The organism is Neisseria sp. P0019.S003 (assembly GCF_051957115.1).
GTDB classification, from domain to species: domain Bacteria; phylum Pseudomonadota; class Gammaproteobacteria; order Burkholderiales; family Neisseriaceae; genus Neisseria; species Neisseria flavescens_D.
On the sequence record NZ_JBQCWT010000003.1, the window covers coordinates 136,514 to 161,307 of the forward strand.

Here is a 24,794-nt window from a genome sequence, read left to right on the forward strand (position 1 = left end):
TTTTTGATTTTGCCGTTATAATTCCGTTTCCCAATCTTTCAGACGGCCTTTTCCTATGAAATCTTACCCCGATTCCTATCTCCATTTTGAAAACCTCGAATCTCCCGAAACGCAAGATTTTGCCGCCGCGGCGCATGCCGAAACGCGCAAGCGTTTTTTAGAAAACGACAAGGCGCGCGAATTGTCTGACGGCATTTTGGCGCAGTTGCAGGACACGCGGCAGATTCCGTTTTGTCAGGAACACCGCGCGCGGATGTACCATTTCCATCAGGACGCGGAATATCCGAAGGGCGTGTACCGCGTATGTACAGCGGCGACGTACCGTTCCGGCTATCCTGAGTGGAAAATTCTGTTTTCGGTGGCGGATTTCGACGAATTGCTCGGCGACGATGTATATTTGGGCGGCGTATCGCACTTGGTGGAAAAGCCCAACCGCGCGTTGTTAACACTGAGCAAATCGGGCGGCGATACGGCGTACACGCTGGAAGTGGATTTGGAAGCAGGGGAATTGGTAGAAGGCGGTTTTCACTTTCCGGCAGGCAAAAACCATGTGTCGTGGCGCGATGAAAACAGCGTGTGGGTGTGTCCGGCCTGGGACGAGCGGCAGTTGACCGAATCGGGCTATCCGCGCGAAGTATGGCTGGTGGAACGCGGCAAGAGTTTCGAGGAAAGCCTGCCTGTGTATCAAATTGCCGAAGACGGCATGATGGTGAACGCGTGGCGTTATCTCGATCCGCAGGGTTCGCCGATTGATTTGATTGAAGCGTCGGACGGTTTTTACACCAAAACCTATTTGCAGGTGTCGGCCGAAGGCGAGGCGAAACCGTTAAACCTGCCCAACGATTGCGACGTAGTCGGCTATCTGGCCGGACATCTTTTGCTGACACTGCGCAAAGACTGGAACCGCGCGAACCAAAGCTATCCGAGCGGCGCATTGGTGGCAGTAAAATTAAACCGCGGCGAATTGGGCGCGGCGCAGCTTTTGTTTGCGCCCGATGAAACGCAGGCATTGGAAAGCGTGGAAACGACCAAGCGTTTTGTCGTGGCGAGCCTGTTGGAGAACGTACAAGGCCGTCTGAAAGCATGGCGCTTTACCGACGGCAAATGGCAGGAAGTCGAACTGCCGCGCTTGCCTTCGGGTGCGTTGGAAATGACCGACCAACCGTGGGGTGGCGACGTGGTTTACCTTGCCGCCAGCGATTTCACCACGCCGCTGACGCTGTTTGCGCTGGATTTGAACGTGATGGAACTGACCGTCATGCGCCGTCAGCCGCAGCAGTTCGATTCAGACGGCATCAACGTGCAGCAGTTTTGGACGACTTCAGCCGACGGCGAGCGCATTCCTTATTTCCACGTCGGCAAAAACGCCACGCCCGACACGCCGACCTTGGTTTATTCCTACGGCGGTTTCGGCATTCCCGAATTGCCGCATTATCTCGGCAGCGTCGGTAAATATTGGCTGGAAGAGGGCAATGCCTTCGTGTTGGCGAACATACGCGGCGGCGGCGAATTCGGCCCGCGCTGGCATCAGGCGGCGCAGGGAATCAGCAAACATAAAAGCGTTGATGATTTGCTGGCAGTCGTGCGCGATTTGTCCGAACGCGGTATCAGTTCGCCTAAACACATCGGTTTGCAGGGCGGCAGCAACGGCGGCCTGATTACCGCCGCCGCCTTCGTACGCGAACCGCAAAGCATAGGCGTGCTGGTGTGCGAAGTGCCGCTGACCGATATGATCCGTTATCCGCTGCTGTCCGCCGGTTCAAGCTGGACGGATGAATACGGCAATCCGCAGAAATACGAAGTCTGCAAACGCTGGCTGGGCGAATTGTCGCCGTATCATAATCTTTCAGACGGCATCAATTATCCGCCAGCGCTCATTACCACCAGCCTCAGCGACGACCGCGTCCATCCCGCCCACGCGCTCAAGTTCTACGCCAAACTGCGCGAAACCTCGCCGCAATCGTGGCTCTACGCCCCGGACGGCGGCGGCCATACCGGCAACGGCACGCAACGCGAATCCGCCGACGAACTTGCCTGTGTCTTGCTGTTTTTGAAAGAGTTTTTAGGGTAGAAGTAAGCAGCAGGACTGACTGTTTCGTAAAGTTGAGAAACAAAATACTCTTGTTTCGGCAAGTGAAAAGAAGGCCGTCTGAAAAACGAATATTAAAGTTTTTCAGACGGCCTTCTTTTCTTTTAACTTTCAACATATCCCGATAAAATGGACACTTTGTAAGTGATCATTGATGGAAGACGCAATTATGGCAACCGAACCGAAAAATTATACACGATTTAGAAAATAATTTCAAACAAAACAATATATTAAAACTCAAACAAATCTTTCCCGAAGTCTTTTGCGAAGACCAAATCGACTTTGAGAAACTCAAACTCGTCCTTGGCGTAGAAAACCTTGCCGGTGTGGGCGAACGTTATCAACTCGATGCTGTAGAAACTAGTAGCGTTGTTTACAGTATTTCCAGGAGAATACTGAAACATGAACATGCACAAAAACACCCGTCTCACCCCGTCTCTGGATTTGGATATCCTCAACGGCATCATGCGCCAAGCCGTGTTGCAGCAGCTGCAAACCTACTTGGGCGCGGACACCATCATCGAAACACACATCACCCGCGATATGCTCGAACGCGCAGAAAAAATCCGCCTCTCCAACGCCTTGAGAGGCGTGTTTGAGGCGGATTTGGTGTACTAGGAACAATCAATGATTTCTCGGAAATGGATAAAGCCTGAAGGCGATTATTCGTTAGACGGTTTATCTGTCTGAGACTTGTGCGTTTGCAATATGCTCACTACCTTACCCTCATAACGCTGGCGTAACCACGCCTGTATCCGCTCGTAATCTTTGGCAGGTAGTGGCTGCTCCAATTCGAGAGAGACAACGACGATATCGTCATATGTATCTGTCTTCGGTTCTGCGTTTTTTTGGCTTTCAGACTGTTCGGAAACAGGCGTTGTTTGCGCTTTATCCCAAGCCAAGCCGCGTCCGACAACGATTTTTTCCGCTTCCGGATATTGGGCTTTTAATTCCTTAAGTACCGCTGCATCGTCGATATCGGAGGCTTTGCCTGCCAGTACGGTATCGATATAGGCCTGTTGCTCTTTCAGCTCATTTTGCTGCTGAACCGGGTTGTTTTGGCTTGCCAGCAATTCTTCGATTTTGGCATTGTCCCCTCCCGCATAGACCACGTTGACCTTCGGCTCTTTCACACCTGACGCTTCAAGGCTTTTCACGAGCAAGGCGGAAATTTTCTCGGCATTGCCCGTTCCATTGACAATCAGACTGACTTTATTTTCTCTATGGTTCAACATCTTACGCAGCACGAAAAAACCTTCCTGTTGCTTCGCAGTGGCAATGGCAGCATTGGCTCTGGTGTTGAAGATTTCCTGACGCACCAGTCCTGATGCCATATAGCCGCTCGGAATCATCACAGCCAACACGACGGCAGTAATAATGATGCTGTGCAACCGGCGTTTGGATTCCGTTACCAACCCCCTGCGCGGCAGCTTGAGCAGCTTGGAAAACAACAAGGTCGCAAAAGCGATGAACACGCAGTTGATGGCAAAAAGATATGAAGCACCGAGAAAGTAGTGCCAGTTGCCATGTGCCAGTCCGTAGCCCGCAGTACACAGGGGTGGCATCAATGCGGTAGCAATCGCCACACCCGGTATGGCATTGCCTCCCTCTTTTCGGGTCAGCGCCACAATACCCGCACTACCGCCGAAGAAGGCAATCAACACATCCCAAAGGGTCGGCTGAGTACGCGCCAAAATCTCGCTTTGCGCCTCTTTAAGCGGGGTTAACAGGAAATACAACGTAGCGGTAATCAAGCTGATGACGACGAATATAATAATATTGCGCACGGCTTGACGGATCAGCGCAGTATCCCCTACCGCCAAACCGTAACCCATACCGACTATCGGCCCCATCAACGGCGAAATCAACATCGCTCCGATCACTACTGCCGTGCTGTTTACATTCAGACCGATACTCGACACAGCAATGGCAAACATCAATACCCACATACTGGTTCCGGTCACCCGAGTATTGGCGCGGATGGTGGCATCGATCTTATCGGGATGAGCTTGGTCATGCGCAAGATTGAACACATCTTGCAACTTGGTCATGGCACCATTGTCTTCTTGTTTCTGCTTTTCTTGTATTTCCTGATTTTTACTTTCTTCCTGATCTTGCATATGCGTATCCTAAAGTTTTAATAGTTTATTTTAAACATCTAATTCATAAAGAATTTTTGAGTAATGAAATAATGCCTTGCCATTACGGCTAAATCTGACAGGCACACTTCCCACAATATATTATATTAGCATACGTCCGCAAACTTTTCCTCCGTTAGATGAAGGAAGGGCAAAGTTGCCGTTACAGCAAGCCGTAACGTGGGCTTTACCCACGAGATGAATGCCAAAATGAAAGTCTATGTGACTGTTGTCGGATTTAGTTGTTGGATGGTGGATTTCGTGGGCAAAGCCCACGCTACTTGGGTTATCCCAAATCTGCCTTGATTGAATAAAAGATCGTCTGAAAACGGGGAAATCAGTTTTCAGACGACCTTTCCGCTTATTAACTTATTGATACCAAGGAAAAACAAATTCCTGCTTGTAGGTTAAAATCAGCCTATGCTAATATGCGCAACAACAGGTTTTTCCAGAATAATCTGTGCTAAAATGCAGGATTAGATGGAAAACTCTATCCGAATTCGGTACAATACCGACGAATTATTTCCCTTAAACAACCTGCCGCAAGGCGAAAAGGAACGACTGACATGTCAAACATCGAACAACAAGTTAAAAAAATTGTTGCTGAACAACTGGGCGTAAACGAAGCCGAAGTGAAAAACGAATCTTCTTTCCAAGACGATTTGGGTGCTGACTCTCTGGACACCGTAGAACTGGTGATGGCTTTGGAAGAAGCTTTCGGCTGCGAAATCCCTGACGAAGACGCTGAAAAAATCACTACCGTACAATTGGCTATCGACTACATCAACGCCCACCAAGGCTAATCGGTCGCACCAAACATCCAGCCTCTGCTGCGCCATCGCAATAGAGGCTTTTACCTTATTATTAAACCCCTGAAATTTCAGACGGCATGAGTTTTGCCCGTTTCACGAAGAAAAAGAGCAAGGCTGCCGCGAAAATCCCGACAACCAACAGCGAGATTATCATGAGTCAGAGAAGAGTAGTCATCACAGGTCTTGGCCAAGTATCACCGGTCGGCAACGACGTCGCCACCGCATGGAGCAATCTGCTCGCAGGCAAAAGCGGCATCGGACGGATTACCCGCTTTGACGCATCCGACATCAACAGCCAAATCGCCGGCGAAGTGCGCGATTTCGACATCGGCCAATACATCAGCGCGAAAGAAGCGCGCCGTATGGACGTGTTCATCCACTACGGTATCGCCGCCGCCCTGCAAGCCATCAATGATTCAGGCTTGGACGATTTGGAAACCCTTGACAAAGACCGCGTCGGTGTCAACATCGGTTCCGGTATCGGCGGTCTGCCGAGCATTGAAGCGACCGGCAAAGCCGTTATCGAAGGCGGCGCGCGCAAAATCAATCCTTTCTTTATCCCAGGCTCGCTGATTAACCTGATTTCCGGCCACGTCACCATTCTCAAAGGCTACCGCGGCCCGAGCTACGGTATGGTTTCTGCCTGTACGACCGGCGCACACTCTATCGGCGACTCTGCACGACTGATTAAATACGGCGATGCAGACGTTATGATTGCCGGTGGTGCAGAGGGCGCGATCAGCACTTTGGGCGTTGGCGGTTTTGCCGCCATGAAGGCACTTTCCACCCGCAACGACGATCCTGCTACCGCTTCCCGTCCGTGGGACAAAGGCCGTGACGGTTTCGTCATCGGCGAAGGAGCAGGCGTGCTGGTGTTGGAAGAATTAGAACACGCGAAAAAACGCGGTGCGAAAATTTACGCCGAAATCGTCGGCTTCGGTATGAGCTCCGATGCTTACCACATTACTGCGCCTAACGAAGAAGGCCCTGCATTGGCCGTTACCCGCGCCCTGAAAGATGCTGGCCTGAACCCTGAAGACGTTGATTACGTTAACGCACACGGTACATCGACTCCTTTAGGCGATGCCAACGAAACCAAAGCCCTCAAACGCGCTTTGGGCGATCATGCGCGCAAAGTCATTGTTAACTCCACCAAATCCATGACCGGACACTTGCTCGGCGCGGCCGGCGGCGTGGAAGCGTTGTATAGCGTGTTGGCAGTACACGAGCAAAAATCTCCACCGACCATCAACATCTTTGAACAAGACGTTGAAGCCGGTTGCGATTTGGACTACTGCGCCAACGAAGCACGCGATGCGAAAATCGACGTTGCCATCTCCAATTCCTTCGGCTTTGGCGGTACCAACGGCACATTGGTATTCAAACGCTTCAAAGACTGACAGAAGGTTTTAAGTAGATTAAAAGGCCGTCTGAAACTAGGTTTCAGACGGCCTTTTTTATTTTAAAATACAAATATTCTTGATAATCTGTATCATTTATATAAAAATATCGACTCCTATCAATATCGCCCGAATTTTATCGGGTAATCAACCCAATTACATTTTTAAGGAGTCTGCAATGAAAACTATCCGTATTCTAGCATTGGCCGCTGCACTGGCCGCCGTGCCTGCATTTGCGTCTGATTTCGGCCATGAACAGGCATTGACCATAGACGGCAAGCCTGCCCATTTGGCAGAAACTTCAGCCCGTATTTTGGCAAACGAAACCCTGACTGCGCCGCAACTGGTCGAAGACATTACCGATGGATTCGGTTCGAAAAAAATTCCAGGTTATAAATTGATGATTATGGGCCGCACTTATTCGGTGGCGGCAGAAACCAAACCGCCAAAAGAGGGCCAAACTCAGTGGCGGGACAATACGTTCATTCATCGCGGCGTAAAACTGTTTGTCGGTATTCCGGTCAAAAACGGTAAGATGGATTTGGCGTCTGCCAGATTGATTAATATCGGCGTGGTTGACGATAACGGTGGTGCTGCGCCTCATGATGAGGGTGAAAAAATCCGTCCGGTCGGCAAACAGCTGATGTCTCCCGATACCAAAGTGGAAAATGCGAAACTCAATATTGCCAAACTGACGTTGCCAAATATGAAATTGGGTGAAACCAGTGGCGGTGGTGTGAAATTGGAAGCATCGGCAACATTGGATGGTAAGCCGATACAGACCAAAATCGACAGCACGTTCTCCCGCTTCTATTCCGCCAAACCAGCCGCTACACGGCCGTTTATGGCAGATGCACGGTTTGTGAAATAATCGTAAAGGCCGTCTGAAATCCAGTTTCAGACGGCCTTTTATATAACGAAACTGCATAAGTTTAGTTCTGTATAAATTAAAGATAAGGAGTTAAAAAAGCGTAGAATGGCGATTTTAAAAATTCATCATTGGAGGTCGATCATGACGGTAACGATTTTAGACGGTGGAATGGGGCGTGAACTGCATCGGCGCGGCGCACCGTTTCGTCAGCCGGAATGGTCTGCTTTGGCTTTGATGGAAGCGCCGGAGATTGTACGCGAAACGCATTTGGACTTTCTTCGCGCAGGCGCACAGGTGATTACGACCAACAGCTATGCGCTTGTTCCGTTTCATATCGGGCAGGAGCGCTTTGATGCTCAAGCTGCCGAATGGGCAAGGCAGGCAGGCCGTTTGGCGCGTGAAGCGGTGGAACAAAGCGGGACTACTGCAAAAGTGGCCGCAAGCCTGCCGCCGTTATTCGGTTCTTACCGCCCTGACTTGTTTGACAAACAAGTCGCACCTGCTTTGGCGCGCCCTTTAATATCGGGTTTGATGCCGTTTGCTGATATTTGGTTGGCAGAAACCGTATCCAGCTTGGAAGAAGCGCGTTTCTGGCGCAGCAGTCTGCCTGATGACGGTAAGCCGTTTTGGGTATCGTTTACTTTAGAAGATACGATGCCGCATGATGTACCGGTGTTGCGTTCGGGAGAAAACGTGCGCGAGGCGGCGGATTTCGCGGTAGAAATAGGTGCGGCGGCAATGTTGTTCAATTGCAGTCAGCCTGAAGTAATGGCAGAAGCTTTGAAAGTGGCACATGAAGCCCAAGGCCGTCTGAAACTGGGTGTTTACGCCAATGCATTTGAACCGGTAAAAGGACAGATGAACGAGGCCAACGACGGTTTGGACCCGATTCGCGCTGATGCCACGCCGGAAAATTATTTGGCGTGGGCGAGACAATGGGCGGATTTGGGTGCTGAAATCATCGGCGGGTGCTGCGGTATCGCACCTGAACATATCCGTGCGTTGGCGCAAGGATTTAAGGCCGTCTGAAAGCGGCTGCATAATATTTTGATACGGTTAGAACAGGCTAAAAAAGCCGGTAATGCCGTCGCTTCACAAACACATAATGATAAAAATCAGGAATAAACATGTCGCAAAAATCTCAAATCGGCTTGGTTGCACTGACGGCCTTGGTTATCAGTTCCATGATTGGTTCGGGTATTTTCAGCCTGCCGCAGAATATGGCTGCCGTTGCAGGTTCGCAGGCTTTGCTGTTGGGTTGGCTGATTACCGGTGTGGGCATTATCTTTCTCGGCTTGTCATTTTCGGCCTTGTCCAAACTTAAGCCCGAATTGGATGGCGGTATTTATACGTACGCCCGCGACGGCTTCGGCGATTTGATGGGTTTTTTCTCGGCGTGGGGCTATTGGCTTTGCACCACGGTCGGTATTGTCGGCTATTTGGTGGTTGCGTTTGAAGCAGTAGGCGGATTTGTCGATACGCCGGACAACGTGATTTTCGGCAAAGGCAACACATTTGCTGCTTTTGTTGGAGAATCAGTAATTGTGTGGCTGATTTACTGGTTGGTAGTGCGCGGTATTAAAGAAGCGGCAGGAGTGAACCTGATTGCGACGGCAGTCAAAGTATTTCCGCTGATTTTATTTATCGCTATGGCAGCCTATTTCTTTCAAACCGAAGTGTTTATGTCCGATTGGACAGGGGCGAGCCTTGCTACGCCTGAAAATCCTGATGTCAGCCTGATGACGCAGGTGAAAAACACAATGCTGATTACGCTGTGGGTGTTTACCGGTATTGAGGGTGCGGCGGTTTTGTCCAAGCATGCGCGAAGTCGTGCTGATGTCGGTCGAGCAACCATTATCGGAGTCAGCTTGACGCTGGCCATGTATGTGGCAATTACCGTCTTGGCTCAAGGTATTTTGCCTCGTGCGGATATTGCTGCAATGGCTAATCCGTCTATGGCGGGCGTGTTGGCGCACATGGTCGGCCCTTGGGGTAACGTGCTGATTTCTTCCTGCCTGATTGTGTCTGTGCTGTCGTCTTATTTAAGCTGGACGCTGTATGCGACCGAGATTCCGCACATGGGTGCGAGAAACGGCGCATTTCCAAAATCGTTTATCCCGTTGAATAAAAACGAAGTGCCGCAGGGTTCGTTGATGTTTACCACTTTGACCGTGCAGTTTTGCCTATTGCTGGTGTGGTTAAAAGGCGAAGATTATTCTGCCTTGCTGATGGTATCGACTTCCATGATTTTGATACCGTATCTGTTAATTGGTGCATATCTGCTCAAATTATCGCTGACACAAAAGGCCGCGGCAAAATACCGTCTTATCGGCGCTGCAGCAACGCTTTATGCGGCTTGGATTGTCTATGCGGCAGGCACGGAATATTTGCTGCTTTCAGTCTTGCTCTATTTACCCGGCGTATTGCTGTTTCTCTATTCGCAAAAGAAACACTATGGAAGTTGTCAGTTCAACCGTATGGAAAAAGCCGTATTGGTATTGCTGTTGATTTTGGCTGTGCCGGCCGTACAGCAGTTTGTCGCTAGCTTACAAGCATAAGCAGAAAGGTTTGAAAAAGGCCGTCTGAAATCCAGTTTCAGACGGCCTTTTATTGATAAAACCGATTCAGTACCGCATCATTTTGCTGTCCACCTGCATTGCCCAAGCATCAATACCGCCTTGCAGGTTGTAAAGGTTTTCAAATCCGGCGTCTTCCAAATACATTGCTGTGTGCAGGCTGCGGATGCCGTGGTGGCAGTAAATGACGATGGGCAAATCGTCGTCGGGCAGCTCGTTTTGGCGCAGGGGGATGAGGTTCATCGGGATATGAATGGCGGTGGGCAGGGTGCAGATGGTGCGTTCTTCATCGGTGCGGACGTCGAGCAGATGAAATGCGCGGCCTTCGTCCTGCCATTGTTTCAATTCGGTGGGCGAGAGTTGGATAATATCGGTCATAGGGTTGGGTATAAAAGTATGAGGCCGTCTGAACTTTCAGACGGCCTGTTGTTTAAAAATCGAAATCGCCGAACGGATTGGCCGATTTGTCTTCCAAGTGTGCCACGACAGTGTCGAACAATACTTTTTCGGAAAACTCATTGCCGTTACGCGTCAGCAAAAGCGCGTGTTGTACCGGTTTGCGGCCGACGATGACCACCATACGGCCGCCGTCTTTCAGTTGCTCTTTCAGAATTTCAGGTACGCTGTCTACTGCGCCGCCTACATAAATCGCATCAAAAGGCGCGCCTTGAGATGCTTCGGTCAGGCCGTTGCTTTGCACATAATCGACGTTGGCAAAGCCCAATTCATCCAAAACTTTTTTGGCGCGTTGCTGCTGTTCGGCATCGATGTCGTCGGTTACGACTTTGCCGGCCAGTTTGGACAGCAGGGCGGTTGCATAGCCTGAGCCTGTACCGATTTCTAAGACGGTTTCGTCTTTTTTCAGTTTCAAACCTTGAGCCAGGCGGGCAACGACTTTGGGTTCCAACATCTTATGGCCGTTGGCCAGCGGCAGCTCCATATCCGCATAGGCCAAACCTTGAAAAGCCTCGCCGACAAAATGTTCGCGCTCGATCTCCTCCAAAGCATCCAAAATGTCGAAGTCCAAGACATCCCACGGACGAATCTGCTGTTCAACCATATTGAAACGCGCTTTTTCAAAGTCCATATTTGTGCTCCGTTCAATTCTTAATTTTATCGAAACATACATTATAAATCCTTGTCGGAGAGTGTGCCATCTTTCAGACGGCCTCAAGGCTTGTTAATAATTGCCAAGCGCACATATATCCACTAAACTTTCACATCACACGACGCTACAACAAGCAACAACCAACACACGGAGCAATAAAGATGTATCACCAAATCGGAATGTGGGACCAAAAATGGGTTATCGGCAACTGGAAAATGAACGGCCGACTCCAAAACAACAATGCGCTTATGCACCGCTTCCGTGTCATGCCAACCGCAGAACGCGTGTTAATCGGCCTGGCCGCTCCGACCGTTTATCTGTTGCAACTGCACAACGCCATGCAAATCGTTTTGAACAACCGCATCTTGACCTGTGCGCAAGACGTGAGCCGTTTCCCGAATAACGGTGCGTACACTGGCGAAGTGTCCGCCGAAATGCTTGCCGACATCGGTACAGACATCGTCCTCATCGGCCACTCCGAGCGCAGCCTTTATTTCGGCGAGAAAAACGAAATCCAACGCCGCAAAATGGAAAACGTCCTCAACGTCGGCCTGATTCCATTGTTGTGCGTCGGCGAAAGCCTGGAAGAGCGCGAGGCCGGTAAAGAACACGAAGTCATTGCCCATCAGCTTTCCATCCTGCAAGGTTTGAACACCAAAAACATCGCCGTTGCCTACGAGCCGGTTTGGGCGATCGGTACAGGCAAAGTCGCCACCGTCGAACAAATCGCCGACATGCACGCATTTATCTACAAAGAAATCTTGTCTTTGTGCGGAAGCGATGTTAAAATCCGCGTTCTTTACGGCGGAAGTGTGAAAGCGGATAACGCAGCCGACATCTTCGCAGTACCTCATGTAGACGGCGCATTGGTTGGTGGCGCGTCATTATCCTATGACTCCTTTACCGCCATCATCAACGCAGCACAAGCCTCGTAGAAAACATATGGAAGCCTTTAAAACCCTTATCTGGATTATTAATATTATTTCCGCTCTGTTCGTAATCGTGTTAGTATTGCTGCAACACGGTAAAGGTGCGGATGCCGGCGCAACATTCGGTTCCGGCAGCGGTAGCGCGCAAGGCGTATTCGGTTCTGCCGGTAATGCCAACTTCCTCAGCCGCTCGACTGCCGTTGCTGCAACATTTTTCTTTGCGACCTGCATGGCAATGGTGTATATTCACACCCACTCCAATAAGCACGGTTTAGACTTCAGCGATGTGAAGCAGACCCAACAGGCTCCTAAGCCTGCAACGCCTGCACAAAACAATACAACTCCTGTTGCTCCGAATCCTCAGCAGCAGTAAGACAATTTGATTTATGCCGACATGGTGGAATTGGTAGACACGCTATCTTGAGGGGGTAGTGGCCGTAGGCTGTGCGAGTTCAAATCTCGCTGTCGGCACCACATTAGAAAATCTAACCGCTTTTTAGCGGTTATTTTTTCGTCTTTAGAATCTGCCTTTCCTTTATTTTTAGGCCGAGACAGGGAAATACAATGAAGCGTTTGGTTGTCGGCATCAGCGGTGCCAGCGGTTTTCAGTATGGCGTGAAGGCTTTGCAGCTTTTGCGTGAGCATCAGGTAGAAACGCATTTGGTGGTTTCGCAAGGGGCGGAGATGACCCGTGCTTTGGAAACGGATTACACCAAAGAAGACGTTTATGCTTTGGCGGATGTCGTGCATTCTGTCCGTAATGTCGGCGCAAGTATTGCCAGCGGTTCGTTTTTGACGGACGGAATGTTGATTGCGCCGTGTTCAATGAAAACTTTGGCTTCGGTTGCTCATGGGTTTGCCGATAATTTGCTCAGCCGTGCGGCGGATGTAACGTTGAAAGAGCGGCGCAGGCTGGTGTTGATGGTGCGTGAAGCGCCGTTAAACTTGGCACACATCGATAATATGCGCCGTGTAACAGAGATGGGTGGCATCGTGTTTCCCCCCGTTCCGGCTTTATATCAGAAGCCCGAATCTATCGAAGATATGATTACACACAGCGTCTCTCATGCTTTGGACTTGTTCGGTATTTTTCAAACCGATGCGCCGCGCTGGCAGGGTTGATGCTTTAGACGGCCTGAGCATAAGTTACGACTGAGAAGGAAGATAAAAGCCATGCAAACGATTCCTGCCAATATCGTGAAGTTTTTGAGTAATCATCATGTTGTCAGTATTGCTGCTGCGGAAGAGGGCGAAGTTTGGGCGGCTTGCTGTTTTTATGTGTTTGACGAGGCGAATGCCCGATTGATTGTGCTGACTTCTTTGAAAACGAAGCATGGCGGAATGATGAGCCGTTCTGCCAAAGTAGCCGGCACCATCGCTGGTCAGCTCGATAGTATCACGAAAATCAGCGGTGTTCAGTTTGCGGCGACTGCCGCTTTGATTGAAGATGAAGCGGATTTGAAAGCGGCGCAGTCTTTATTTTACAAAGCGCATCCTGCTGCTCGAGTGATGAAAAGTGATGTCTGGGCGTTGAATTTGGACAATGTGAAATTCACGGACAATAAATTGGTATTTGCACAAAAAACGTATTGGAATCGTGAGGATTAAGAAAAGGCCGTCTGAAAGATGAAATTTCAGACGGCCTTTGATGCTTTAAGAATTAATCGTGTCCGATGTCTACGGTTTTTTCTTTGTAACGTGTGTCGGGAATCAAAACAATTTTATCGTCCACTTTGCCGATGGCTTTCACGTCTTTGCCCGGATAGTCCAGCTGGTGCAGGAAGTAGCGGATACAGTTCAAACGTGCGCGTTTTTTGTCGTCGGAGCGGATGATGACCCAAGGCGCGTCGCCGGTGTGGGTGTGGAAGAACATGGCGTTTTTGGCTTCGGTGTAGTCGTCCCAGCGGTCGAGCGACTGGATGTCCACGGGGGACAGTTTCCAGTGTTTCAGGGGGTCGTCACGACGGGAGATGAAGCGGCGGAGTTGTTCTTCACGGGATACGGAGAACCAGAATTTGAACAGGTGGATGCCGCTGGCAACAAGCATACGTTCCAATTCAGGGGTTTGACGCATGAAGAGCAGGTATTCGTTAGGTTCGCAGAAGCCCATTACGCGTTCTACGCCGGCACGGTTGTACCATGAGCGGTCGAAGAATACCATTTCGCCTGCGGTCGGCAGGTTTTGGATGTAGCGTTGGAAATACCATTGGCCGCGTTCGGTAGTGGTCGGTTTTTCCAGTGCGACAACGCGTGCGCCGCGCGGGTTCAAATGTTCCATAAAACGTTTGATGGTACCGCCTTTACCGGCTGCATCGCGGCCTTCAAACAGGCTGACGATACGCTGACCGGAATCTTTAACCCAGCTTTGTACTTTCAATAATTCGATTTGCAGCTTCTGTTTTTCTTTTTCGTAAACAGAACGGCGCATACGTTGTTTGTACGGGTAGTTGGCAGGAAGCGGTGCGCTGCTGGAATCTTCGTCTGAACCGCGTCCTTCGTGTTCCAAAACAGCCTTTTCGAATACTTGCAGCTGGTCTTGTTTCTCGCCCAGTTCAACATTCTCGAACGGTTCTAGTTGGTGGTCTGCCATAAAGTCTCCTTATCGATTAAGTTTTAAATGATATAGTGTGGTATGGTTTGATTCTACCCTTTTATGCCTCGTTCGACTACATAAAATTACATTAGAGTACTTTTTTTGAATTTGTCTGCTAACTTATGTAAAAGCAGCGTATAATCAGCCTATTTGTACAGCAATCATGCCTTATTTCGCCCTGTTTGACGATGCCGTGAGCGGCCGAGCAAAACTCTATCAAAATCATGTAGAAAGCCATCGGTTTTATCATAACGAACTGGATTCGTTAACAAGTATTTTGCAAGCCGGCTGGAAAAAGGGTTTGCATGCAGTGTTGTTTGCAGACTACGAATTCGGGTTGCCGCTGATGGATATTCCGTCTGGTCGCAGTGGCAGTCTGCGTTTGCACTGGTTTGCCGATTATTCCGAAATCGATGCCGAAAGCTGGCTGGCCAATCATTCAGACGGCCTTGAGGCAGGCATCTCTACTCCCCGATTCTCCGTATCCGAAGCCGATTATCTCGAGCATATCCGTCAAATCCACGAAGCCATCCGCCGCGGCGATACCTATCAAATCAATTACACCGCACGCCTGCACCTGCAAACTTACGGCAATCCGATTCAACTTTACCGCCGCTTGCGCCAGCCTGTGCCGTATGCCGTTTTGTCTTGTCTGCCTGACGGGGCAGGGCAGGAGGCGTGGACTTTGTGTTTTTCTCCCGAACTTTTCCTCAAAATCGATTCAGACGGCCTGATTACAACCGAGCCGATGAAGGGCACTGCGCCGATTCTTCATGACGGACAAGATGAACGCCGCGCCGTTGAATTGCAAAATGACCCTAAAAACCGCGCCGAAAATGTGATGATTGTCGATTTGTTGCGCAATGACCTCGGCAAAATCGCGCAAACGGGCAAAGTACGTGTGCCTGAACCGTTTAAAGTTTCCCGTTTCGGCAGTGTTTGGCAGATGACCAGTGCCATCGAAGCGCAGGCGCTGGCTGATGTTTCGGTTGCCGATATTCTCCGTGCAGCCTTCCCGTGCGGCAGTATTACCGGCGCACCCAAACGCATGAGTATGCAGATTATTGAGTCCCTTGAATCTGAGCCGCGTGGTTTGTACACAGGCAGCATCGGTTTTTTGCATCCGTGTGATACGGGTTTGGGGTTTGAAGGCGTGTTTAATGTCGTGATCCGCACCTTATCCCTGAAACCGGTTTCAGACGGCCTTTATCAAGGTGTCTATGGCGTAGGTTCGGGGATTGTGATTGATAGCGATCCTGAGGCCGAATATCGCGAGTGCGGTTGGAAGGCGCGTTTCATCAATGAATTACGGCCTGATTTCGGTATTTTTGAAACCATGCGCGTGGAAGACAAACAATGCCGTTTGCTTGATTTGCATTTGGGCCGTCTGAACAGCTCGGCGCAAGCGCTCAACCTGCCTTGGCCTCAAAATGCAATAGAGCAAATCCAACATTATATAGATGCGTTGCCAAATGGGTTGTTTAGAGTCAAAGCCGCCTTGTTTTCAGACGGCCTTGCATTGAGCCATGCGGCTGTTTCTGAATTGGATGGGCAACAATACGTCATCCTGAGTGAGCACACATTAAGCCAACGCGATTATCTGCGCCGTTTCAAAACCACACGCCGTGAAATTTTTGACCAAGCATGGAAAACGGCAGAAGGGCAGGGTGCATTTGACAGCCTGTTTTTCAATTCAGACGGCCTTTTGTTAGAGGGTGGAAGAAGCAATGTGTTCGTCAAATATCAAGGACAATGGCTCACGCCGTCTTTGGATTTGGATATTTTGAACGGGGTAATGCGCCAAGCGGTATTGAAGCAGCCGCGGCTTTTAGGTGCGGATACAATCAAAGAAACCCGCATCACGCGTTCTATGTTGGAAAATGCGGAAGAAATCGGCTTGAGTAACGCTTTAAGGGGCGTGTTTGCGGTTTCGCTCCGTAAATAAATGGCAATAGTCAAATCATTGTGATTCAAATTGTCGTAAAGCGGCAATATCCGATAGAATACGTCATTTCAACAATGAGGCCGTCTGAAAGGGAAAACAATATGGCAAAAGCAAAAGGTGGATTGGGACGCGGTTTGGATTCGCTGATTTCCAATGCAGTGGACAGCAGCAGTAGCGACCGCCTGACAACGGTTGCCATCGCCGATATTCAGCCCGGCCGCTATCAGGCGCGTGTTCAAATTGATGATGAAGCTTTGCAGGAATTGGCCGATTCCATTAAAGCGCAAGGCATTATCCAGCCGGTTATCGTACGCGAACGTGGTTTGTCTCAATATGAATTGATTGCCGGCGAACGCCGTTGGCGCGCTTCCCAGTTGGCCGGTTTGACCGAAATTCCCGTCGTTATCAAAACCATCAGCGACGAAACCGCGTTGGCCATGGGTTTGATTGAAAACCTGCAACGTGAAAACCTCAATCCGATTGAAGAAGCTCAAGGTTTGAAACGCCTTGCCGACGAATTTGGCCTGACTCATGAAACCATCGCAAAAGCCGTCGGTAAAAGCCGTAGTGCCATCTCCAACAGCCTGCGTCTGTTGAGCCTGCCTGAGCCGGTTCAGGAAATGCTTTACCAACGCCGTCTGGAAATGGGTCATGCTCGTGCGTTACTGACCTTGCATGTGGTTGACCAATTGGAGTTGGCTCAAAAAGCCGTCAAAAACGGTTGGTCGGTGCGCGAGGTAGAGCGCCGCAGCCAGTTGGCACATCAAAAAGCCAAGCCGGAAGCAGCCAAAACCATCAGCCCGGATATCCGCCGTATTAATGATGCCCTGACTGAGCGTTTAGGTGTCAATGCCGAAGTCAAAACCAGCAATCAGAAAAAAGGCAAAATCGTACTGCATTTTGATACGCCGGAAACGTTCGAATATCTACTGAAACAGTTAGGCATTAATCAAGAGTTTTAACGGTTTGATAAACAGGCCGTCTGAAAAAAGTTTTTCAGACGGCCTGAATTTTTGATAAAAGGACTGGTCGTACAGATGTTTACAATACAAATCAAAATCTTCTGTAAAATCTGTGTAGCAACATGTAATTTGTGTTAAACTCCGTTCCTGCAAAGATTTGTTTTATATGTGTTAATCATTTATCTGTGAAAGGTTCACAAAGATTAACATATTGCTTGACGTTAACAAACTTCTTGATTATATTAATTTACCTTGCGTTTTGGGGTGTGAAGTACAATGAATCAGATAGTCCCATTGCAAGTGATTGTATTGTTAATAATTTCAGTTGTTTGTGCGTTATTTTCCGGATTGCCCGGCTTCCTCTCTGCTTTGGCGGGAGGATTTTCGTATATTTTGCCTACCCTGGTTGCAGTTTTACTTTTAAAGTTTTCCCGACGAAATCCCGATCTGCAAAGTTCGATGTTTATCGGCGGAGAGGTTTTAAAAGTAGTGCTGTCGCTGGTATCTATGTCGGTCGTTTTTGCGATATGGCATCGATCACTGGTATTTTACCCATTTTTATTGGCGTTTCTTGGCGTCAGTCATTTGGTTTTTTTAGTATTGTTGAGAGTGAAACACTATGGCAGGTGAAACTATGACCGCTGCCGACTACATCAAGCACCACTTGCAAAGCTTGACCAGTATGTCGGATGTTACTCAGGGTCAAGGACTGAAAAACATCGCTGATTTTTCGTTCATTAACCTTGATGCAATCTTTTTTGCCGTTCTGTTGGGTGTAATCGGCAGCTTCCTTTTGTGGCGCGGTGCCAAAAAAGCGACGGCCGGTGTTCCCGGTCGTTTCCAAGCGGCTGTTGAAATTCTGTTCGAATTCGTGGATGACATGTGTAAAAGCATTATTCATAACGAACAATCGCGTAAAGCTGTTGCGCCTTTAGGCTTGACTCTGTTTGTCTGGATTTTCCTGATGAACGCCATGGATATGTTGCCAGTCGATTTGCTGCCAATGGTATGGCAAGGCGTTGCCGGTAATCATCACGCACTGTTGCGTGTCGTACCGACTGCTGACTTGAATACTACTTTGGCTTTGGCAATTGGCGTATTGTTGGTATGTATTTATTACAATATCAAAATTAAAGGCTTTGGCGGTTGGATTCACGAATTGTTCAGCGCGCCTTTTGGTCCAATGCTTGCTCCGGCCAACTTCCTGCTGAATTTGGTAGAGTTCTTGTCCAAAACCGTATCCCACGGTATGCGGTTGTTTGGTAATATGTATGCCGGCGAGCTGGTGTTCCTGTTGATCGCTCTGTTGGGCGGTGCATGGGCGTCAACCGGTAGTGTCGAAACTTTGGATCCGATTTTATTTGTGTTCCACCTGATTGCCGGTTTGGCTTGGGCGATTTTCCACATTTTGGTTATCACCTTGCAGGCATTTATTTTCATGGCGTTGGCGTTCGTATATATCGGACAGGCGCATGATGCACACTAATCAAGTAGTTTTTTTGTAGTTTGTTTTTTGTAGTTTAACCTTTACTATTTTAAGGAGTTTAAAAATGGGTTTGATTGCTATCGCATGTGGTTTGATCGTTGCCTTGGGCGCATTGGGTGCCTCTATCGGTATCGCAATGGTTGGTTCTAAATACTTGGAATCTTCTGCTCGCCAACCTGAGCTGATCGGTCCTCTGCAAACCAAACTGTTCTTGATCGCTGGTCTGATCGACGCGGCTTTCTTGATCGGTGTGGCTATTGCCCTGTTGTTCGCCTTCGTTAACCCGTTTAGTGGTGCGTAATCAAGACGGAGCGATCCGTTCAGATACAGGCTTGCCGTCTGTTTGATTAACCCAGATACGAAGGTTAAGTAACGTGAATATTAATGCAACCTTATTTGCGCAAATCCTAGTTTTCTTTGGCTTGGTTTGGTTTACGATGAAATTCGTATGGCCTCCGATCGCCAAAGCATTGGATGAGCGTGCCGCAAAAATCGCCGAGGGCTTGGCTGCTGCCGAGCGCGGTAAGAGCGATTTTGAGCAGGCAGAGAAAAAAGTTGCAGAACTTATGGCCGAAGGGCGTAATCAGGTAACCGAAATGGTTGCCAACGCCGAAAAACGTGCTGCAAAAATTGTAGAAGAAGCCAAAGAGCAAGCTTCTCATGAAGCAGCACGCATTGCAGCTCAAGCAAAAGCTGATGTGGAGCAAGAAGTTAACCGTGCGCGCGAAGTGTTGCGCGAACAGGTTGCTACACTGGCTGTTAAAGGTGCGGAATCTATCTTGCGTAAAGAAGTTGATGCTTCCAAACATGCAGATTTGCTCAGTACCTTAAAACAGGAGCTGTAATCTTATGGCAGAGTTCGCAACGATTGCCAGACCTTATGCGAAAGCATTGTTTAGTCTGGCTCAGGAAAAAAACCAAATCGAGTCTTGGTTGGGCGAACTGAAAGAACTCGCAGCGGTTGTTCAGGATGAGAAAGTCATTGCTTTCATCGAGCAACCGGAAACGGGAGCTTCCGAAAAAGCAGAAACGCTCAAAGGTCTTGTCGGTATCAAAAATGTCGAATTGGCAAATTTCATTACCGTTTTGGCCGAGCAAAAGCGTTTGCTGGTATTGCCGGAAATTTATGCCCAATATCAAGATTTGACCTTGATACACAACAATACGAAATCGGCAGTAATTTACAGCGCGTATGAACTCAGTTCTCAGCAGCTGGCCGATGTTACCGATATCCTGACAAAACGCTTCAACAGCAAATTGGATGTGGTAGCTAAAGTTGCCCCTGAATTAATCGGCGGCATCAAAGTAGAAGTGGGTGATCAGGTCTTGGATTTGTCCGTACAAGGCAAACTGAATGCTTTGTATGCGACTATGACAAATTAGGAGAGTTTTCATGCAGCTTAATCCTGCTGAAATTAGCGATTTGATTAAAGCCAAAATCGAAAATCTGTCCGTCAATGCAGAAGTGCGTACTCGTGGTACCGTTGTTTCTGTTACAGACGGCATTGTGCGCATTCATGGCTTGTCAGACGCGATGCAAGGTGAGATGCTCGAATTCCCCGGTAACACTTTCGGTCTGGCCATGAACTTGGAGCGTGACTCCGTCGGTGCCGTAGTGTTGGGTGAGTACGAACACATTAAAGAAGGCGATACAGTTACCTGTACCGGCCGTATTTTGGAAGTGCCGATCGGTCGCGAACTGGTTGGTCGCGTAGTTGATGCATTGGGTCGTCCTATCGATGGTAAAGGTCCAATCAACACAACATTGACCGCTCCAATCGAAAAAATTGCACCAGGTGTGATTGCGCGTAAATCGGTTGACCAACCAATGCAAACCGGCCTGAAAGCTATTGACTCTATGGTTCCGGTTGGTCGTGGCCAACGTGAGTTGATCATTGGTGACCGTCAAACCGGTAAAACTGCTGTCGCACTGGATGCCATCGTTAACCAAAAAGGTACAGGCGTTATCTGTATTTATGTGGCTATCGGTCAAAAAGCATCTTCTATTGCCAACGTAGTACGCAAATTGGAAGAGCATGGCGCGATGGAGCATACTATCGTGGTTGCTGCAACTGCTTCTGAAGCCGCTGCACTGCAATATATCGCTCCTTACTCCGGTTGTACCATGGGTGAATTCTTCCGTGACCGTGGTGAAGATGCGTTGATCGTATACGATGACTTGTCTAAACAAGCCGTTGCATACCGTCAAATTTCCTTGCTGTTGCGTCGTCCTCCTGGCCGTGAAGCATATCCTGGCGACGTATTCTACCTGCACTCCCGTCTGTTGGAACGTGCGGCCCGCGTCAGCGAAAACGAAGTTGAAAAACTGACAAATGGCGAAGTAAAAGGCAAAACCGGTTCTCTGACTGCGTTGCCAATTATTGAAACCCAAGCCGGTGACGTATCAGCATTCGTACCAACCAACGTAATCTCGATTACAGACGGCCAAATCTTCTTGGAAACCGACTTGTTCAACGCCGGTATCCGCCCTGCAATCAATGCCGGTATTTCCGTATCGCGCGTAGGTGGTGCAGCACAAACCAAAGTCATCAAAAAACTGGGTGGCGGTATCCGTTTGGCGTTGGCACAGTACCGTGAGTTGGCAGCGTTCTCGCAATTTGCTTCCGATTTGGACGAAGCAACACGCAAACAGCTGCAACACGGTGAAGTGGTTACTGAATTGATGAAACAAAAACAATTCAGCACATTGAACACTGCCGAAATGGCATTGACTTTGTGGGCGATCAACAACGGTTCTTACGCAGATGTTCCGGTATCCAAAGCCTTGGCTTTCGAAGCAGAATTTTTGAGTTTCGTACGTACGCAACATCCTGAGGTTCTGGAAGCGATTAATGCATCAGGCGCAATGTCTGACGAAAGCGAAAGAGCATTGACCGAAGCCATGAAATCTTTCAAATCTTCTTACGCTTACCAAGCATAAGTATTGAGATGAAAGGAGTCTGAAATGGCAGTCGGAAAAGAGATTCTCACCAAAATCCGTAGTGTTCAAAATACCCAAAAGATCACTAAAGCGATGCAAATGGTGTCGACCTCTAAAATGCGGAAGACTCAAGACCGGATGCGCTTAGCGCGTCCGTACGCCGAAAAAGTGCGTACAGTGATGAGCCATCTTGCACAGACCAATGCCGATCATGGTATCAAATTGTTGGAGCCGCACCGCGAAGTGCGTCGTGCCGGTTTCATTTTGATTACCTCGGACAAAGGTTTGTGCGGTGGCTTGAACGCAAACGTACTGAAAAAGTTTTTGGCGCAAGTTCAAGAGTATCAGGAACAAGGCATCGAAGTCGAAGTCGTGTGCCTGGGTAGTAAAGGTTTGGCTGCATGCCAAAGTATCGGTTTGAATGTTATTGCCAGTGCAACCAATTTGGGCGATACCCCGAAAATGGAAGCGTTGCTTGGCCCTTTGACCGAAATCTTCCAACGTTATGAGAAGCATGAATTAGACCGTATCCATATGGTTTACTCACGTTTTGTCAACACAATGCGCCAAGAGCCGCGTATGGAAGTTTTGCTGCCTATCGGTGAAAACGTTATTGACGACGGAACAGGTCATTCTTCATTTACTTGGGAATACCTCTACGAGCCGAGTCCTATCGCCGTATTGGAATATTTGGTTCGCCGCTATTTAGAGTCTGTGGTTTATCAGGCATTGAGCGACAACATGGCATCTGAACAAGCCGCGCGTATGGTAGCGATGAAAGCCGCAACCGACAACGCAGGCAATGCCATCAAAGAATTGCGTTTGGTGTACAACAAATCGCGTCAAGCCGCGATTACCACAGAATTGTCAGAAATTGTAGCAGGTGCAGCGGCAGTTTAATGCCGTCTGAAGCCTGAACAGGAAATTAGGATACGATAATGAGCCAAGGCAAAATCGTACAAGTTATTGGTGCGGTGGTTGACGTGGAATTTCCACGCGACGCTATCCCGCATGTTTACGATGCCCTGAAATTGGACGAGAACGGTCTGACTCTGGAAGTTCAACAACTTCTGGGTGACGGTGTTGTCCGTACTATTGCAATGGGTAGTTCAGACGGCCTGAAACGCGGTATGTCTGTAAGCAATACTGGTGCGCCAATCACTGTGCCGGTAGGTAAAGGTACATTGGGTCGTATTGTCGACGTATTGGGTACGCCTGTTGATGAAGCAGGTCCGATCGATACCGACAAGAGCCGTGCCATTCACCAAACTGCTCCAAAATTCGACGAGTTGTCTTCAACTACCGAATTGCTGGAAACTGGTATTAAAGTGATCGACTTGCTGTGTCCGTTTGCTAAGGGCGGTAAAGTAGGTCTGTTCGGTGGTGCCGGTGTGGGCAAAACCGTGAACATGATGGAATTGATCAACAACATCGCCAAAGCGCACAGCGGTCTGTCCGTGTTCGCAGGTGTGGGTGAACGTACCCGTGAAGGTAACGACTTCTACCACGAGATGAAAGATTCCAACGTATTGGATAAAGTAGCCATGGTGTATGGCCAAATGAACGAACCTCCAGGCAACCGTCTGCGCGTTGCTTTGACCGGTTTGACCATGGCCGAATACTTCCGTGACGAAAAAGATGAAAACGGTAAAGGTCGCGACGTATTGTTCTTCGTTGACAACATCTACCGTTACACTCTGGCCGGTACCGAAGTATCTGCACTGTTGGGCCGTATGCCTTCTGCAGTGGGTTACCAACCGACATTGGCTGAAGAAATGGGTCGTTTGCAAGAGCGTATTACCTCTACCCAAACCGGCTCCATTACTTCCATCCAAGCCGTATATGTACCTGCGGATGACTTGACTGACCCGTCTCCAGCGACAACTTTCGCCCACTTGGACGCGACCGTCGTATTGAGCCGTGATATTGCATCTTTGGGTATTTACCCGGCAGTTGACCCGCTTGATTCTACTTCACGCCAATTGGATCCGATGGTATTGGGTCAAGAGCACTACGACGTAGCGCGCGGTGTACAGTCTACTCTGCAAAAATACAAAGAATTGCGCGACATTATCGCCATTCTGGGTATGGACGAATTGTCTGACGAAGACAAACTGACTGTGATGCGTGCCCGTAAAATCCAACGCTTCCTGTCTCAACCGTTCCACGTTGCCGAAGTATTTACCGGTTCTCCAGGCAAATACGTTTCATTGCGTGACACCATCGCCGGCTTTAAAGCTATCTTGAACGGCGAATACGACCATCTGCCTGAACAAGCGTTCTACATGGTAGGCGGCATTGAAGAAGCGGCTGAGAAAGCGAAAACCTTAAACTAAGGAGGCCGGCATGAGCACCATGCAAGTTGAAGTGGTTAGTAGCGAGCAAAACATCTATTCGGGCGAGGCCAGCTTTGTGGTGGTTCCGACCGTTCAAGGTGAGCTTGGTATTTATCCACGACACGAGCCGATTATGAGTTTGGTACGCCCCGGCGCATTGCGTTTGACTGTTCCGGGTGAAGCTAAAGAAGTGCTGGTTGCCGTTTCCGGTGGCGTTTTAGAAGTACAGCCTGATAAGATTACTGTATTGGCAGACGTTGCCGTTCGCAGTACAGAAATGGATCAGGCGCGTGCTGAAGCAGCTAAAAAAGCAGCCGAGGCAGGTGTTTCTGCAGCCAAAGATGATAAATCTCTGGCCGAAGCGCACAAAGCATTGGCAGCAGCCATTGCCCAGCTGAAAACTTTGGACTACCTTCGTTCGCAAAAAAACAAGTAATGTGGGTTCATCAAGAAAAAGCACAACGAAATGTTGTGCTTTTTTATTTGCCTGAAGATAAGCGGTTTGATATTAAAATACCGATAGACGAGTAGATGGCAAGCTTGAAATCGAAACGGTAGAATCAGTTTTTATGACTCAATTGTTGGCGGATCATTGTCAAAGCAGTTAG

The 24,794-nt window shown here is 49.0% G+C and carries 27 protein-coding genes, 1 tRNA gene and 1 pseudogene; 24 read left to right on the plus strand and 5 right to left on the minus strand.

The features are described 5' to 3' along the window. Positions 1–55 precede the first annotated feature (55 nt). Positions 56–2,071: a prolyl oligopeptidase family serine peptidase gene (locus ACTHTS_RS06060; RefSeq protein WP_440369524.1), complete on the plus strand. Its 2,016-nt coding sequence runs from the start codon at positions 56–58 to the stop codon at positions 2,069–2,071. Between the two features lie 248 nt (positions 2,072–2,319). Here ACTHTS_RS06060 and ACTHTS_RS06065 read toward each other — a convergent pair whose 3' ends face one another. Continuing rightward, on the minus strand, positions 2,320–2,493 hold the full coding sequence (locus tag ACTHTS_RS06065) for a DNA topoisomerase (RefSeq protein ID WP_083307450.1): 174 nt from the start codon (positions 2,491–2,493) through the stop codon (positions 2,320–2,322). 22 nt (positions 2,494–2,515) lie between these two features. Here ACTHTS_RS06065 and ACTHTS_RS06070 point away from each other — a divergent pair. Further along, positions 2,516–2,707: pseudogene (locus ACTHTS_RS06070) on the plus strand (aminotransferase class IV); the annotation flags it as partial. 44 nt (positions 2,708–2,751) lie between these two features. On the opposite strand, the gene ACTHTS_RS06075 reads toward ACTHTS_RS06070, so the two are convergent. Beyond that, the gene (locus tag ACTHTS_RS06075; protein ID WP_440369525.1) at positions 2,752–4,209 is read right to left on the minus strand and encodes a DUF389 domain-containing protein; all 1,458 of its coding nucleotides are present in this window, start codon (positions 4,207–4,209) and stop codon (positions 2,752–2,754) included. Positions 4,210–4,407: 198 nt separating this feature from the next. On the opposite strand from ACTHTS_RS06075, the gene ACTHTS_RS06080 reads away from it, so the two are divergent. From ACTHTS_RS06080 to ACTHTS_RS06105, 6 genes are all read left to right on the plus strand, one after another. Continuing rightward, positions 4,408–4,533 (plus strand): hypothetical protein, encoded by a 126-nt coding sequence (locus tag ACTHTS_RS06080; protein WP_265511057.1) that lies wholly within the window; start codon positions 4,408–4,410, stop codon positions 4,531–4,533. 260 nt (positions 4,534–4,793) lie between these two features. Next, on the plus strand, positions 4,794–5,030 hold the full coding sequence (acpP, locus tag ACTHTS_RS06085; RefSeq protein ID WP_003679644.1) for an acyl carrier protein: 237 nt from the start codon (positions 4,794–4,796) through the stop codon (positions 5,028–5,030). Between the two features lie 161 nt (positions 5,031–5,191). Then, positions 5,192–6,439: a beta-ketoacyl-ACP synthase II gene (gene fabF, locus ACTHTS_RS06090; protein WP_070712168.1), complete on the plus strand. Its 1,248-nt coding sequence runs from the start codon at positions 5,192–5,194 to the stop codon at positions 6,437–6,439. Positions 6,440–6,617: 178 nt separating this feature from the next. Next, positions 6,618–7,310, plus strand: coding sequence for a hypothetical protein (locus ACTHTS_RS06095; RefSeq protein WP_063068368.1), 693 nt, complete (start codon positions 6,618–6,620; stop codon positions 7,308–7,310). A gap of 141 nt (positions 7,311–7,451) precedes the next feature. Then, positions 7,452–8,339 carry a homocysteine S-methyltransferase family protein gene (locus ACTHTS_RS06100; RefSeq protein ID WP_440369526.1) on the plus strand — a complete coding sequence of 296 codons (888 nt, stop codon included), beginning with the start codon at positions 7,452–7,454 and terminating at the stop codon, positions 8,337–8,339. A gap of 98 nt (positions 8,340–8,437) precedes the next feature. Beyond that, positions 8,438–9,868 (plus strand): basic amino acid/polyamine antiporter, encoded by a 1,431-nt coding sequence (locus tag ACTHTS_RS06105; protein WP_440369527.1) that lies wholly within the window; start codon positions 8,438–8,440, stop codon positions 9,866–9,868. Positions 9,869–9,934: 66 nt separating this feature from the next. On the opposite strand, the gene ACTHTS_RS06110 is transcribed toward ACTHTS_RS06105, so the two are convergent. Then, the gene (locus tag ACTHTS_RS06110; protein ID WP_440369528.1) at positions 9,935–10,264 is read right to left on the minus strand and encodes a rhodanese-like domain-containing protein; all 330 of its coding nucleotides are present in this window, start codon (positions 10,262–10,264) and stop codon (positions 9,935–9,937) included. Between the two features lie 52 nt (positions 10,265–10,316). Further along, entirely contained in the window at positions 10,317–10,973 is a 657-nt protein-coding gene (locus ACTHTS_RS06115; protein WP_440369529.1) for a protein-L-isoaspartate O-methyltransferase family protein, read from the minus strand. Between the two features lie 182 nt (positions 10,974–11,155). On the opposite strand from ACTHTS_RS06115, the gene tpiA reads away from it, so the two are divergent. The 5 genes from tpiA to ACTHTS_RS06140 all read left to right on the plus strand — a co-directional run bounded on the left by tpiA (position 11,156) and on the right by ACTHTS_RS06140 (position 13,531). Continuing rightward, complete coding sequence (gene tpiA / locus ACTHTS_RS06120) at positions 11,156–11,929, plus strand: triose-phosphate isomerase (RefSeq protein WP_004519014.1); 774 nt, start codon at positions 11,156–11,158, stop codon at positions 11,927–11,929. 7 nt (positions 11,930–11,936) lie between these two features. Then, positions 11,937–12,296 carry a preprotein translocase subunit SecG gene (gene secG, locus ACTHTS_RS06125; RefSeq protein ID WP_036492092.1) on the plus strand — a complete coding sequence of 120 codons (360 nt, stop codon included), beginning with the start codon at positions 11,937–11,939 and terminating at the stop codon, positions 12,294–12,296. Positions 12,297–12,311: 15 nt separating this feature from the next. Further along, positions 12,312–12,397: transfer RNA gene (locus ACTHTS_RS06130), tRNA-Leu, on the plus strand. Between the two features lie 90 nt (positions 12,398–12,487). Then, complete coding sequence (locus tag ACTHTS_RS06135; RefSeq protein WP_004519012.1) at positions 12,488–13,045, plus strand: UbiX family flavin prenyltransferase; 558 nt, start codon at positions 12,488–12,490, stop codon at positions 13,043–13,045. A 51-nt stretch (positions 13,046–13,096) separates the two neighbouring features. Beyond that, complete coding sequence (locus tag ACTHTS_RS06140) at positions 13,097–13,531, plus strand: hypothetical protein (protein WP_440369530.1); 435 nt, start codon at positions 13,097–13,099, stop codon at positions 13,529–13,531. A 52-nt stretch (positions 13,532–13,583) separates the two neighbouring features. Here ACTHTS_RS06140 and ppk2 read toward each other — a convergent pair whose 3' ends face one another. Then, positions 13,584–14,513 (minus strand): polyphosphate kinase 2, encoded by a 930-nt coding sequence (gene ppk2 / locus ACTHTS_RS06145; RefSeq protein WP_003748092.1) that lies wholly within the window; start codon positions 14,511–14,513, stop codon positions 13,584–13,586. Between the two features lie 166 nt (positions 14,514–14,679). Here ppk2 and ACTHTS_RS06150 point away from each other — a divergent pair, with 166 nt between their 5' ends. The 11 genes from ACTHTS_RS06150 to ACTHTS_RS06200 all read left to right on the plus strand — a co-directional run bounded on the left by ACTHTS_RS06150 (position 14,680) and on the right by ACTHTS_RS06200 (position 24,622). Next, positions 14,680–16,461: a chorismate-binding protein gene (locus ACTHTS_RS06150; protein ID WP_440369531.1), complete on the plus strand. Its 1,782-nt coding sequence runs from the start codon at positions 14,680–14,682 to the stop codon at positions 16,459–16,461. A gap of 101 nt (positions 16,462–16,562) precedes the next feature. Beyond that, complete coding sequence (locus ACTHTS_RS06155) at positions 16,563–17,423, plus strand: ParB/RepB/Spo0J family partition protein (RefSeq protein WP_039863743.1); 861 nt, start codon at positions 16,563–16,565, stop codon at positions 17,421–17,423. 276 nt (positions 17,424–17,699) lie between these two features. Further along, positions 17,700–18,053 carry an ATP synthase subunit I gene (locus ACTHTS_RS06160; RefSeq protein WP_222570738.1) on the plus strand — a complete coding sequence of 118 codons (354 nt, stop codon included), beginning with the start codon at positions 17,700–17,702 and terminating at the stop codon, positions 18,051–18,053. Beyond that, positions 18,043–18,909, plus strand: a complete 867-nt coding sequence (gene atpB, locus ACTHTS_RS06165) for a F0F1 ATP synthase subunit A (RefSeq protein WP_440369532.1) — start codon at positions 18,043–18,045, stop codon at positions 18,907–18,909. Before ACTHTS_RS06160 ends, atpB begins: the two co-directional genes overlap by 11 nt. A gap of 64 nt (positions 18,910–18,973) precedes the next feature. After that, a complete protein-coding gene (atpE, locus tag ACTHTS_RS06170; RefSeq protein WP_004519005.1) occupies positions 18,974–19,210 on the plus strand; it encodes a F0F1 ATP synthase subunit C in 237 nt (78 codons plus the stop codon). Positions 19,211–19,283: 73 nt separating this feature from the next. Further along, positions 19,284–19,754: a F0F1 ATP synthase subunit B gene (locus ACTHTS_RS06175; RefSeq protein WP_004464459.1), complete on the plus strand. Its 471-nt coding sequence runs from the start codon at positions 19,284–19,286 to the stop codon at positions 19,752–19,754. A 4-nt stretch (positions 19,755–19,758) separates the two neighbouring features. Further along, a complete protein-coding gene (locus ACTHTS_RS06180) occupies positions 19,759–20,292 on the plus strand; it encodes a F0F1 ATP synthase subunit delta (RefSeq protein ID WP_004519004.1) in 534 nt (177 codons plus the stop codon). A 10-nt stretch (positions 20,293–20,302) separates the two neighbouring features. Next, entirely contained in the window at positions 20,303–21,850 is a 1,548-nt protein-coding gene (gene atpA, locus ACTHTS_RS06185) for a F0F1 ATP synthase subunit alpha (RefSeq protein ID WP_440369533.1), read from the plus strand. Positions 21,851–21,874: 24 nt separating this feature from the next. Then, complete coding sequence (atpG, locus tag ACTHTS_RS06190; RefSeq protein ID WP_101755791.1) at positions 21,875–22,750, plus strand: F0F1 ATP synthase subunit gamma; 876 nt, start codon at positions 21,875–21,877, stop codon at positions 22,748–22,750. 38 nt (positions 22,751–22,788) lie between these two features. After that, complete coding sequence (gene atpD / locus ACTHTS_RS06195; protein WP_003683789.1) at positions 22,789–24,186, plus strand: F0F1 ATP synthase subunit beta; 1,398 nt, start codon at positions 22,789–22,791, stop codon at positions 24,184–24,186. 10 nt (positions 24,187–24,196) lie between these two features. Continuing rightward, positions 24,197–24,622, plus strand: a complete 426-nt coding sequence (locus ACTHTS_RS06200) for a F0F1 ATP synthase subunit epsilon (RefSeq protein WP_440369534.1) — start codon at positions 24,197–24,199, stop codon at positions 24,620–24,622. Positions 24,623–24,794 lie beyond the last annotated feature (172 nt).